This window comes from Eisenbergiella tayi (assembly GCF_001881565.1).
GTDB classification, from domain to species: domain Bacteria; phylum Bacillota; class Clostridia; order Lachnospirales; family Lachnospiraceae; genus Eisenbergiella; species Eisenbergiella tayi.
In genome coordinates, this window is the sequence record NZ_MPDJ01000004.1 from 509,651 (window position 1) to 522,862 (window position 13,212).

The 13,212-nt window shown below is 42.6% G+C and carries 12 protein-coding genes; 1 reads left to right on the top strand and 11 read right to left on the bottom strand.

Going from position 1 to position 13,212, the window contains the following annotated elements; genetic code table 11:
* The 10 genes from cmk to BLA28_RS16950 form a co-directional block, all read right to left on the bottom strand.
* Positions 1-672 carry a (d)CMP kinase gene (gene cmk, locus BLA28_RS16905; RefSeq protein ID WP_069158253.1) on the bottom strand — a complete coding sequence of 224 codons (672 nt, stop codon included), beginning with the start codon at positions 670-672 and terminating at the stop codon, positions 1-3.
* Between the two features lie 55 nt (positions 673-727).
* The gene (locus tag BLA28_RS16910; protein ID WP_069158254.1) at positions 728-2,041 is read right to left on the bottom strand and encodes a BaiN/RdsA family NAD(P)/FAD-dependent oxidoreductase; all 1,314 of its coding nucleotides are present in this window, start codon (positions 2,039-2,041) and stop codon (positions 728-730) included.
* Positions 2,042-2,119: 78 nt separating this feature from the next.
* Positions 2,120-3,082 (bottom strand): MurR/RpiR family transcriptional regulator, encoded by a 963-nt coding sequence (locus BLA28_RS16915; RefSeq protein ID WP_069158255.1) that lies wholly within the window; start codon positions 3,080-3,082, stop codon positions 2,120-2,122.
* Between the two features lie 237 nt (positions 3,083-3,319).
* The gene (locus BLA28_RS16920) at positions 3,320-4,480 is read right to left on the bottom strand and encodes a serine hydrolase domain-containing protein (RefSeq protein WP_016359772.1); all 1,161 of its coding nucleotides are present in this window, start codon (positions 4,478-4,480) and stop codon (positions 3,320-3,322) included.
* A 3-nt stretch (positions 4,481-4,483) separates the two neighbouring features.
* Positions 4,484-5,341 (bottom strand): helix-turn-helix domain-containing protein, encoded by an 858-nt coding sequence (locus BLA28_RS33815; protein ID WP_069158256.1) that lies wholly within the window; start codon positions 5,339-5,341, stop codon positions 4,484-4,486.
* Positions 5,342-5,426: 85 nt separating this feature from the next.
* Positions 5,427-6,767, bottom strand: a complete 1,341-nt coding sequence (locus BLA28_RS16930; protein ID WP_016359773.1) for a glycoside hydrolase family 28 protein — start codon at positions 6,765-6,767, stop codon at positions 5,427-5,429.
* A 33-nt stretch (positions 6,768-6,800) separates the two neighbouring features.
* Positions 6,801-7,646, bottom strand: coding sequence for a carbohydrate ABC transporter permease (locus BLA28_RS16935; protein ID WP_069158257.1), 846 nt, complete (start codon positions 7,644-7,646; stop codon positions 6,801-6,803).
* The gene (locus BLA28_RS16940) at positions 7,636-8,553 is read right to left on the bottom strand and encodes a carbohydrate ABC transporter permease (RefSeq protein ID WP_069158258.1); all 918 of its coding nucleotides are present in this window, start codon (positions 8,551-8,553) and stop codon (positions 7,636-7,638) included. Before BLA28_RS16940 ends, BLA28_RS16935 begins: the two co-directional genes overlap by 11 nt.
* A 51-nt stretch (positions 8,554-8,604) precedes the next feature.
* A complete protein-coding gene (locus tag BLA28_RS16945) occupies positions 8,605-9,942 on the bottom strand; it encodes an ABC transporter substrate-binding protein (RefSeq protein WP_069158259.1) in 1,338 nt (445 codons plus the stop codon).
* A 305-nt stretch (positions 9,943-10,247) separates the two neighbouring features.
* Complete coding sequence (locus tag BLA28_RS16950) at positions 10,248-11,243, bottom strand: NYN domain-containing protein (protein ID WP_009252248.1); 996 nt, start codon at positions 11,241-11,243, stop codon at positions 10,248-10,250.
* 507 nt (positions 11,244-11,750) lie between these two features.
* Here BLA28_RS16950 and BLA28_RS33820 point away from each other — a divergent pair.
* Positions 11,751-11,894: a hypothetical protein gene (locus tag BLA28_RS33820; protein WP_169897261.1), complete on the top strand. Its 144-nt coding sequence runs from the start codon at positions 11,751-11,753 to the stop codon at positions 11,892-11,894.
* A gap of 252 nt (positions 11,895-12,146) precedes the next feature.
* On the opposite strand, the gene BLA28_RS16955 is transcribed toward BLA28_RS33820, so the two are convergent.
* Positions 12,147-13,169: a S66 family peptidase gene (locus BLA28_RS16955; protein WP_069158260.1), complete on the bottom strand. Its 1,023-nt coding sequence runs from the start codon at positions 13,167-13,169 to the stop codon at positions 12,147-12,149.
* Positions 13,170-13,212 lie beyond the last annotated feature (43 nt).

The following is a 13,212-nucleotide window of genomic DNA, read 5'->3' on the forward strand; positions in this document are numbered from 1 at the left end:
TTATCTGCATCCTTTCTGCCGGCAGATTTCCAGAATGGTATCCACTACCTGAGGGATATCCATATCGGAGGTATCCACCAGATATGCATCCTCAGCCTGGCGCAGGGGAGCAATTTCCCGGTTTCTGTCCCTGGCATCCCGTTCGATAATATCCTTTTCAATTTTTTCAAAGGCTTCCGGCGTTCCCTTAGCCAGAAGCTCCTCATATCTGCGCTTCGCCCTCACTGCACTGTTCGCCGTAAGAAAAATCTTCACGTCGGCATTGGGAAGCACGCAGGTACCGATGTCCCTGCCATCCATAATCACATTTTCACTGGAGGCCAGATCCCGCTGAAGCTGCAGCAGCCTTTCCCGTACCGCCGGAACGGCAGAAGCCCTGGAAGCCATGTTTCCCACTTCCTCCGTCCGGATAAAGCCGTTCACATTTTCCCCGTTCAAAAGTACGGCCTGTTCCCCGTTCTGATAAATAAGGGTGACTTCCGCTCCTGTACAGGTATTGCTGACAGCCTCCGTATCATCAGGCTTCACCTTTTCACGGAGCAGGTACAGAGCAATCGCCCGGTACATGGCTCCGGTATCCACATAAACATATCCCAGCTTCTTCGCAAGCTGTTTGGCAATCGTACTTTTTCCGGCTCCTGCCGGTCCGTCAATAGCAATATTATAACTCATTTCCGCTCCTGTTCCTGCACTCTGCCTAAGTACGGCAGATGCTCCTTTCAATTTATCAGGGGATACTCGCTCCCGCCAGATGCCCGGTCGACCAGGCAATCTGCAGGTTAAAACCTCCTGTCAGCGCATCCAGATCCAGCATTTCCCCTGCCAGGTACAGGCCGGACACCAGTTTTGATTCCATGGTGGAAGGATTCACTTCCTTCACTTTAATGCCGCCCCGGGTTATGATCGCTTCTTCAAAGCCCCTTGTACCCGTCACCGTCAGGGTAAGTCCCTTGATGCATTCTATGAAAAATTTTCTTTCTTCTCTCGTTATTTCATGAACCTTCTTTTCCGGGTTGATACCTGAAAGCTGAATCATCACCGGAACAAGCCGGGCCGGGAAAAGACCGTCCACTGCATTTTTAAACTGTTTATTCTTATTATCTTCAAAATCCCGGAGAATCCGTTTATCCAGCTGTTCTGCGGAAAGCGCAGGCTTTAAATCCAGCTTCAGGAGCGCAGGCGCTTCTCTCCCCATGTTTTCCGCCGTTTTCCCCGTTTTTCCGGCCTGCTTTTCTTTCTTCCTTCTCAGCTTTTCCGCCGCCGTCTGATAATAGCTGCTGGCACTTAAAATCAGCGGGCCGCTCACACCAAAATGGGTAAAAAGCATTTCCCCGAAGCCTTCATAAATTTCTTTTCCTTCTATATATAAAGAGGCGTTTACATTTTTCAAAGCAAGCCCCTGCAGCTGCCTGCACCATTCTTCTTTTATGTGAAAAGGGACGAGGGATGGTTTACAGGATACGAGTGTATGACCGGTCTCCTGTACCATGCGGTACCCGTCTCCGGTGGAGCCGGTAGCCTGATAGGACAGCCCGCCGCAGGCAAGAACCACCGCATCCCCTTTTACCTCTTCTCCGGACAAAAGCTTAACTCCCTTTATCCTTAAGGAACCTTCTTCTCCTGCTTTTTCTGTGAGAAGTTTTTTTACCGGCGTATAAAGACGTATCTCTACGCCCGCTTTTTCCAGCGCTCCTGACAGGGCCCGGATTACATCAGAGGAATGATCCGATACCGGAAACACGCGGTTTCCTCTCTCCGTTTTCAGGGGACAGCCATGGGTTTCAAAAAACTGCTGCACGGCATTATTATCAAAACCATAGAAAGCGCTGTACAAAAACTTGGAATTGCTGACCACATTGTCAAACAATTCCTGTGGTTCACAGGCATTGGTAACATTGCACCGTCCCTTGCCTGTAATATAAATTTTCTTACCCAGCTTTTCATTTTTTTCAAAGAGGGTGACCCTGTGGCCTTTTCCGGCTGCTGCCAGCGCCGCCATCATCCCCGCGGCTCCTCCGCCCACTACCAAAACCCTGCTCATGATTTGCTCCCATCTGCGGCATCCGCCGCATGCTTTTTTATCATATATTTATTACCGGAGGGTGAATCAGTATTTCCTTCAACCCTTCTGTTTCTCCGTCAGGGACGCATCCGGCTTACGGCGGCTGCCTTCTATGGAAGGCATGGTAAGAATGGTATCTTCATCTATAAAATTAATTTCATCATTGACATAAACCTGATAATTATTCCACGCACCTTCCAATGATTCCAGGCTTTCCTTTACCGTATCCGGCCTTTTCAGGCACAGCGCCACCACAAGGGCATTAATCAGGCTCAGCGGGGCCGCCAGGGAATCCACAATGGAAACCATGTTGCTCCTGGCCAGAAGATTACAGGAAGAATAAAGATTCATAGGGGAATGAACACTGTCCGTTATTGTGATGACTCTTGCATTTCTGTCATTGGCAAATTCCATCGCCTTCAGCGTGCGCATGGAATAGCGCGGAAAACTGATTCCTATAATAGCATCTTCTTTCCCAATACGCAGCATCTGCTCAAAAACCTCACTCAGGCTTGTGGTTTTCAGCTGCACGATATTCCCCCGGATCATATTCAGGTAAAAGCTTAAAAATTCCGCCAGCGGAGCACAGCTTCGTATTCCCACTATATATATGTTCCTGGCTTCAAGTATAATATCAACTGCGGTCTGAAAAGCGGCGGTGTCCAATTCTTCCATGGTACAGCGGATATTCTCCATATCGCTCTGCAGCACACTGCTGAGCACCTCCGACTGAGTGCTTCGGCCATACCTGGCTCCTACCTGTCCGACCGTGTTCAGCTTACTCTTCACCCAGGAGGCAAGCGCCGCCTGCATGCTTGGATATCCCTCATAGCCAATTCCTGCCGCAAAGCGTACCACCGTGGATTCACTGACCTGCAGCTCATCCCCCAGCCTTGCCGCCGTCATAAACGCCGCCTGGTCATAATGCTCCATTATATAGGAAGCAATCTTTTTATGCCCTTTGCTCATCCCGGAATACTTTTGGTTGATTCTGGTGATGATGTCACAATTATTATTCATTCCTGTTTACTCTTTATTCTCGCGAACATAACGTCTCCAGATAGATCAGGCGGGATCAGCTTGTCCCTGACGACTGTTCACGTATCAATTCTGCCGCAGCCCCCCGCAGGAGTATTGAATTTCTTTTTTTACAAACGTACAGATTCATTTTACAGACTGTGTACTGCGGTGTCAAGATAGCAAAAGAAAAGAGCCGGAGCAGAACTGCTTCGGCCACTTAGTATGTACTTTCATTCTTCAGCTGAATACTATATTTTTTATTTTTCTAGTTAAATTACTGGTGCCAAAATCCTTTTTCTGTGTCATAAAAATCAAAGTAATCTTTCTGACAGGATCATTAACAAAATATGTTCCAAGCCAGCCATCCCATCCATATTCTCCTGCACTTCCCAGAATCCCTGCCAGCTTTCTGTCCGTCAGTATACGCATCAAATTTCCATAGGTATGTCCGTCCAGTCCAAACCATTGGCTGAAGCTTTCCTGCCTTTTACTATCGAGACCGCATCCGGTAAAAAAACGAACAGTTTCTTCTTCCAAAATCCTAATATCCCCATTTTTTCCTCCATTCAATAGCATATCCGCAAAACGGAAATAGTCATCCGCGGTAGATAGCAATCCCGCTCCGCCAGATTCAAATGGATTAGGACAAGCCGATATCCTTATTCCTAAATGATCCTGCTCATAAGGTTTCAGCTTCTGTTCCTGTACCGATTCATATACGGTCGCAAGCCGCTCTCTTTTTTCATACGGAAGGAAAAATCCCGTATCTTCCATTCCTAATGGGCCAAATAATCTTTTTTCCAGAAATTCTCCAAAACGTATTCCGGAAGCGGCCTCTACCACTGCCCCCAGAATATCTGCAGACACTCCATACTGCCAGGATTCTCCCGGCTGAAAAGCAAGAACACAGCCACCTATTTCATCCGCAAAACGCTTAGTGGTGAATACTCCACCGGATTTCATCTCTTCCTCAAGTTTTGCATAAACATTTCCTGTCTCAAGCTCTGCACGGTTTAATTGGCCCGGATATGTTAATCCTGATGTCATAGAAAGAAGATCTTTTATAATCATCTGTTTTTGTACTGGTACTATTTCGTCCCCTTCCATAACTGATTGTCTGCCGAAGCTTGGAACATAGCGGGAAACCGGCTCATATAAATCAATGACTCCCTCTTCCAAAAGTATCATGACAGCTGCAGCAGTAATCGGCTTGCTCATTGAAAAAAGATGATAAATTGTATTACGGCTTATTGGGCGCCTTTCTTCTCTATTAGCCCATCCACTTTCCAGATAACATATCTCCTGTCCTTCTCTGTTTACTAAAATACAACCACCGGCAATTTCTTCTTCCTCTACAGCCCTTTCCAGACACTTTTGCAGCAGTATTTCCTTATCCAAAGTTCACCTTTCCTCCTCAAGATTATCCCCATATACCTTTAAATATTCATTAGGTGTATAGCCAGTCTGTTTCTTAAATATAGCATAAAAATGGCTCAGATTATTAAACCCCGACATATAGCAGATATCAGTTATATGATATTTTTTCTGAACCACCAGTCCCATAGCATAATTAATCCTTCTCAAATTGATGAATTCTGTTGGTGTCATATGCAGATATTTCCGAAATATACGAATAATATACTCATGGGAATAGCTGGAACACTCCAATAGTCTGGGCAAACCCTGCACAAAATTTTCTGTCTGACTCATCTGTTCTATTAACTCAGAAAGCCATGGAGGCATAACCTGAAGCTGTTTTGTTTCCGTCTGTCTGATTTTGTTACAGAGTATATAAATAAAAAACGGGAAAACAGAATGGAAGTACCGTTTCCGTTCCATTCCACGAGGATGACTCTCAATTCCTTTAAGCTTATTCTCAAATTCCGTTTTTTCAGCTCCATTCAGCATTACATGCGGAGGAAGTTTTGGAACATTTACCATTGATAGAGGAAACTGACTCCATCGAAATCCCTCTGCTGCTTCATCACAGGTGAAGCCTATGCTTGTCATTTGGAATTCCGAATAATTTAAAGAATCATAACTATGAACATCCCATGGACGAATGAAAACAAAAGCACCACTGGAAACCACAATACGCTCACCATTGACACAATGAATAGCTTTCCCTTTATTCACATAAAATATCTCATAAAAATCATGTGTATGTAAAGGAGAGGTTTCTCTTACATTTGCGTTAAAGGCATCCCCCGCACCACTCTCTTGTTCGCATTCCGGCAATGTCCACTGTATTATTTCCATAGTCTCTCCTTTAACCATTTCTCGTGTAAAGCAGCATTCTTACATCTTTTACTTTAACAGAAATATTCACTCTATGGAATCAGCATTAATTTGGAAACAATTCCGCATGTTTGCACCTGATTACCGCACTTTTCAATTCCTTTCCTTCGAAACTTTTTATTCGTATATTACTCACCTTAATATTCTCACACTCCTGAAGAAGCAGCCAGTATTGCTCTTCCCCCTCCGGGAGGCATATCTGTGCTTCACTCGGGCTCACGTCTATTTTTTTCTCACCTTTTAGATAAACGTTCTTACTCCTCCTTTTTTCATAATAAATACCATCAATAGATATATCTTTTACATTTCCTGCTTCTCCGACTATCGCAACTGCATTTTCTGCCAGACAGCTGATATTCTTTAGTTGTATATCACGTATATTCACAGACAAATCTCTGTCAGGAACCGGATTGCAGTAGGAATCATTATTATGATATAATGCAAAAATGCAAATAGGTTCACCATTCCCCCACCAATTTCCTGCCCGTACCCTGGTTTCAAGCCGCATATTTTCAACCAGGACATGTTCCACCAGCCCTGTCCTGCTACTGCACATAATGCAGAACCCCCTGTTGCTATCCTTCACAATACAGTTACTGATTGTCACATTACGGATTATTCCGTGCATATATCCTAATACAATTGTTTTGGAACAGGAACGTAGAATACAGTCAGATATTACAAAATTTTCGCAGGGTTTTTCCCAGTCCAATACGGAAGTCAACGCAATACAATCATCACCACAGGAAATATTGCAGCCATGAATAAATACTTCTTTGCAGCCACAAAAATGAAGTCCGTCATCATTTGGTATCCGTAAATCGTTATTTATGTATAAAGCTTCCACACGAATATCTGTACAGTCATTAAAAGACACAGTCCAACTGGGAGAATTCAGAATTTTAATTTCTTTAAGACACAGATGATGGCATTTATTAAAAAACAAAGGTTGTGTTACTCTGTATTGGTATGTAGCCGTACATTCCTCTATTTGTTCTTCACTGAACTCCCTGCCGTAATCAGGGACTTCCCTTTTAGCCATATCAAAAAAAGCATCTGAACTCAGATCGATACTTCCTTCTCCATATATATTGATATTTTCCTGATTTTCAGCATACAGCAGGGATATTGTTTTTTTCATTTCATTGTGAAGGAATCCATTTTCATAATAATCATTTATATTTGAAGATCCCTTCAGAACAGCTCCTCTTTCCAAATATAGAGAAGTATTTTTCAAATGTATTGTTCCGGATAAATATACTCCTGACGGAATGATTACGGTTCCTCCACCAGCCTCATCTATAAGATCAACAGCTTTTTGGATTTCTTTTGTACAGAGTGTATTTTCCCTCGCACCCAAATCTTTGATATTTATCTTTTTTCCCATTTTCCGACCAATCTCTTTCCTGTTTTTGTTCTATTATTCTTTTACTGCGCCATCAGAAAAGCCTTTATAAATATACTTCTGAGCAAAAATAAATGTTAGAAATACAGGCATCGTTACCAGGATAATTCCAGCCGCAATCACACTCCACTGTGCACTGTATGGTCCGATAAACCTATATAATACTGTTGACATAACTCCTTTTTGGGTTGAACTTAAATATAGATATGATGTATAAAAATCATTATAGATATATGTAGTTTTGATAATACAAGCGGTCACCACCGCGGGTTTCAGCATGGGAAGTAAAATTTTAAAATATATACCAATAAAAGAGCTTCCTTCCATCATAGCTGATTCATCAATAGAAAAAGGTATCTGGCTCAAATACTGTTTATATAAATACAAACTTACAATATCTACCCCTGAATAAAGTATTACAATACTGCTGAGATGATCTGTAAGGCCAATTCTCACAAAATCCTTAAAAATTATCAAATGAACTATTGTTCCGGGGACAAATGAAGCCAGCAGATAGATCTTATCCAATATCGCTTTTCCTTTAAATTCAAACCTTGAGAAACAATATGCTACCATAGTATTAAATAGTGTAGATGTAACACAGGCGAATACAATTATTACTACAGTGTTTTTAAAGCCAGTAAGAATTTGTCCCTGAGAAAATGCCACTTTATAATTTTCAATATTTGTCCAATTCTTCGGTGGTGTAATACCGTTTGTACTAAGAAATTCAATCTTTGTTTTAAATGAGCCAAAAAATACTCCTAATATTGGATATAAGATACTGAATACTATCAGAAGCAACAGTATATACCTCAATATTGAAAATATTATTTTTTTTCTTTTGCCATCAGTAAACATCTTTTTCCTCCCTAAAAGCACAATTACGGAGAATCATTACCAAACCAGCTATCAGAAGCATCACTATAGCCATAGCACATGCTTCTCCAAATTTATTATATGTAAAAGCAGTTTCCAGCATTGTGGTTGAGAAAGTATTTGTTCCATTCTTACCAGATGTAAGGATATATGGAATATCAAACACTGCTATAGAGTTTACAATGGAAAAAGTGGCCATCAGACCAATAATCATTTTCATATTAGGAAAAGTAATCGCTGTAAACTGACGCCAGGTTCCTGCTCCGTCAATAGCGGCAGCATCATAATATTCCTTGGATATTGACTGCATTGTACCCAGATAAATCAGAAAGCTGTATCCCACATTCTTCCAAAGAAAAACATATCCCAGAGCCCAGTTAACGGTTCCGGGATTACTAAGCCAGATCCGTACCAGCCCTCCTGATCCTAATGCATTAAGCAGAACGTCGAATGCTCCATCCGGTTGATAAAAAATACGATAAGTCAATGCTACTGCGACACCGTTCATAATAAATGGGAAGAAAATGATTCCTTTAAAGATACTGTTTCCTTTCATTGGTTTGCTTAAAAGTACTGCAAGTGCCAGAGATATTATCTGCTGCAGAACTCCTGCAGCCAGATAATATCCCGCAGTTTTGAATACATTTCTGTAAGTCTCATTCGTAAAAACATGAACATAATTTCCCCAGCCCACAAAATGCTGACTGCCTGACGTCCCCCTCCAGTCTGTAAAACTGTAATATAACATAGACAGTACTGGATATACACTGAAGTAAAACAGGAAAAGAAGAGGTATGCTTAAAAAAATTATCAGGGTAATACATTCCTGTCTCCTACGCTTACGACGGAAATTCTGTACTTTCTTTTTCTCTCTGTAACTTGCTGCCATCCTCTTCTTCCCCTCTCCGTATTCCTTTTCTGCGCTTGTCACACCGGAAGATTATTCAAAATTCTTTTTCCAAAGCTCGTTAAGCTTATCAAATTCTGCCTTTTTTCCGTTCATTGGCGGCAGGATAACATAATCCAGAAGAAAACCATCATATTGATATACGTCCAGCCCTGCTGCTGCACCCATTTCCTGAATCCTGGTATCCTTAGCAGGAGAAGTATAGAACTTCACATAATCCATATCACCCAAATTTTTCAATTCTTCCTGGGTTTTTCCACCGTCTATCATTATTTCATTCATACCAACTGCCAGTGAAATCCTTTCACAGAAAAAGGCACACAATTCTTTAGCCAATTCTACGTTTTGGCTGTTTTTGTTAACTGCCATGAACAGGTCCTGTGAAATCCTCATATAAAGCGGGTTATCTGCACTCACATTATTTTTGTAAGGGAATGGAGCAAATCCCATAGATTCCTTCGGATATCCCAATTCCACTGCGGCATCCCTCAACATCGGAAGCGCCCAAGATCCTGTCAGCATAAAGGCAATATTTCCCTGTGCCATATCCACCAATGAGGAATCAAAAAGATTTGAGGTTACCACATCTTTTTCCAACCATCCCTTTTCGGACATATCTGCTAACATTTCTCCCGTTTGTCTTAAATAAGTGCCCTCTTTCCATGGTTCTTTTTCTGAAACAATCTCATTAGCATAATCTGGATTTTCTGACATGGTAATCGCCAGATTATCCCAGTATCTGCACGGCCATGTGGATCCTGCATTGGTACAGAAGCCTGTAATTCCATTGTCATGCATAATTCCGCAACATTCCATCAGCTCGTCTAATGTCATTGGTACTTTACCTTCATAATAGGTATCCAGAAGATTCTGATTGTACATAAGCCCTTCATAAACAACTCCGATAGGGCATCCATAAACTTTTCCACCCACCTGCATGTAATCTCCATAAAAATATTTATTTCTCAATTCCTCCGGATCTCCTAATTCAACAAAATACTGCGGCATATCTTCCGCTGCCATAATGCTGGGTATCAAAGTTACATCAGTGGAACCACCTCCCACAATTTTGGTCAATAAGGCTTCGTCTCCATCCTTATTCAACTGGAACTCTACAGTCACATTGGGATGAAGCTTTTCAAATTCTTCAATAATAGGCTGTACATAAGATTCTTCATAATGAAAAGTAAGACTCAATGTCACTGGTTCTTCTTTCTCGACTACAGTATCTTTCTTTTCTTCACTTTCTGCCTGTACAGAGTCCGTCACTTTCATATCCTGTTGTCCTTCTTCCTTCTGTTCTGTTCCAGAACAGCCGATAAAAGTAAAAATCAGCATCATAGACATTAAAATGGCAAAAATCTTCTTCATACCCCATTCCTCCTCTTTTGATATTATCCTTGTTACCCTGCAGGTTTTTTCTTAAGAATAATTATATTTTACTACTAATCCAGGGAAAAAACCTCCTTCCAGTTGACACGAAACTATGCTGTATTGACCTATCTTTTCTAATAGTAAATTCATCTTAAAAAAAACAGGAAAAGAGCCTGGGATTTCATATTTCCCGACTCTTTTCCTGTTTTTATCTTACATATACTCAATGTATATTCAGATTTTATATAGAACATTGATTTCTTCAATTTTGAAATAACATCCGGCAGATTAATTTCTTTGCTTCATTTTTTATGAACCGTTTCCTTCAGCATCAGCGCATTGCCATGTACCGTAATTTTATCAAAGCTGCGCAGGAAACTGGATATTCTGCTGTAACCATAATCGTTGAGATTAAAATTAGGATGCTTTTTCTTAAGCTGCTCCAGAACCAGGGAAAGATTGTCCACTTTTCCTCCGTTCCGTTTTAAGAAAGCGATGATTTCCTTTTCCAGATTTTCAGGCTCAGTCTGCTCCTTTAATTCGATCTGGTAGGAGGTTCCCTCCTGTTTGATAACAAGTTTGGGACATTTGTCCTTAAGTAAGGTTACCAGCTTGGTATAACCATAATTCCTGGCATCGAATTCTATGAACTTATCACAAAGTCTGCTCCCCACCTCGCCCAGGTAGGTAGGCTTACCTTTATTTTCATTGTTTTGTACAAAAGTAATAATCGATTCCTCTATTTCACTGATAGGTGTAACAGTGCTGTCCTGCTTTTCCTCTACAGTCGATGTTTTCTGTCTTCTGCCTGTCCCTGTTACCTTTACGCTCTCCGTACTCTTATCTTCCACCTCTCCGGATATCAAATCCAGATGGATAAACTTGTTGCAGGCCTTGGTCAGCGCCAGAGGGGTCTTGGATTCCCCCATACCGATCACATATTTCTGCTCTTCTCTCAGGCGCATGGCCAGCTTGGTAAAATCACTGTCACTGGTAACCAGACAAAAGCCGTCTACCTTACCGGAATAAAGGATATCCATGGCATCAATGACCATGGCCATATCCGTAGCATTTTTTCCTATCGTATAATTAAACTGCTGGATTGGGTTAATCGAGTTCTCCAGGAGGGTATCCTCCTTCCAGCCGTTCCCCTTTGCCCAGTTTCCGTAAATACGGCGATATGATGCATATCCATAATCCGCTATTTCATTAAATATACTGGACGCGTATTTTTCACTGATGTTATCCGCGTCGATAAGGACTGCAAAATGTTTCTTTTCTTCCTCTTCTCGTTCCATACTTCCTCCGTTCTCACTCACGGTATTTATTTTATTAATAAGTATATCACAGCTTTTCGGGAAAGTCACGGGCCCGCTGCTTCTTTACAGCGGGCCACGGCATGTCGATAGTGTCCGGGGGCTTTCCGGGTCATCCGGTGGGTATCCCTCTCCTGGTCTTGCTTTGTGTGTACGTCGGCTACGCAAGGTTCCTGTGCGGGCACGCTTTCGCTCGGATAACTACGCAGCAGTACTAAGGTTGCAAAGTACGCAACCTAAGGACCGGCGTATTTATACGGCCCTTACAGGAATCCTTGCATAGCCGACGTACACACAAAGCAAGACCAGGAGAGGGATACCCACCGGATGACCCGGAAAGCCCCCGGACACTATCGACATGCCTGCTAAGAAAATGTTAATACAATGCTAGGATTGTGTTAAGCATCTTTGTAAAACCTTTTCAGGTTGATGGCTCACTGCTAAAATGAGTCTGAAAATAAATGTTAAATTAAAAGAGGGATGGATATTATGAATATTGGAATGCTTATTATTATGGTAATCGGAGGGCTTGCAGGAATTCTTTCTACTTTGTATTTGGTTGTCAGTCTTCCTGTGGTTATTATTCAGAAATTTTATCGCAGGATTCGGTTTGGAACGCCTTTAATGAAGTAGTAAGGTGTTTTGTATTTTAGGTGTTGGGCGAAAAAGGTTAAAAAGCTGAGGTCTTTTTGTTGAAAGGGCCTCAGCTTTTTCTTGTTTAGTTTACTTTGAAGCGGAGTACGTTCCAGGAGTGTTTCTTTAGGTTAAGTGTTATGCGGCCCTCATGTGTGTTTGGGAGTTCTTTGGTTATGGGGGCTGCACGGAATTCTTCTGCAAAGGTGTTTTTGGGCGTAGGGCTCGCCGCCGTACCCCCGGCGCCGCTCCCTATTTCAATTCCATCTTCACTTCCAGTTCATTTCCCCTTACGGTTACGGACGCAAAACTTCCGTTAATCAGCGGCATCATCGGCGGCAGATGCCCCAAATCCACATCCATGATAACCGGGACCTGGTATTCCTTCAGCAAATCATAAACCGCATGGTACTGATCCAGTCCCATCATTTCCTGCCCGAATACCAGAGGGCGGCCGATAAGAAAGCCCTTCACATGGGAAAACCAGCCCGCATGCTGCATCTGCCAAATTGCCCTGCGGATGGAAAACACATTCAGGTCACAGGCCTCCAGGAACCAGATAAAGCCATCCTCTTCATATCTCCGTGTAAAGTCCCCTACCCTGTCATAACAGGTTCCCAGAAGATTTACAAGGCAGTCCATACATCCGCCTATCAGTCTTCCTGAAAAAGTGCTGTCTCCTTCCGGGAAGCAGCGCAGGATACGTCTTTCCGTCAGATGATACGGAACCAGCGGATTCTCTTCGGATTTTAAAGGCTCCTTCTCCCATGTATCATACCCCTTCATGACAAGCTTCTTTCCCCGGAGCAGATCCAGAGCGTCCTGAATGGACTCATGCCAGGGTTCCATACCGAAGGAACCGGCGCAGGGTCCGTAAACTGCCGCCGTATCACAGAGTGTGGTAAGAAGAAAAACCAGGTTGGTATTATCGGAATATCCCATATACCATTTAGGCTCTGCCTTCCTGATCCTGTCAAAATCCACATAATCCAGGACTTCACACATCAGTTCCCCTCCGCCGCAGGAAATCAGGACATCACTTTTATCCGAACACAGGAAGTCATTCAGTTCCTCCCCGCACTTTTCAGGAGTATTGCTGATTCCTATTCCCTCCCGGGCGTAGCAGTTCGGCCCCAGCTCCAGCTTATATCCTGACTCTGCCAGTTTTTCCTGAGCATGCAGAAAGGCCGTTTTATAAGGCGGTTCGGCACAGCTAAAAGACGGCGCGACAAAGCCTATGGTTCCCTGTTCCTGTAAAAAAAACGGATATCTCATATACGTTCCTCCATTTTCTGTTCTGCCATTAACGTCCATAAAG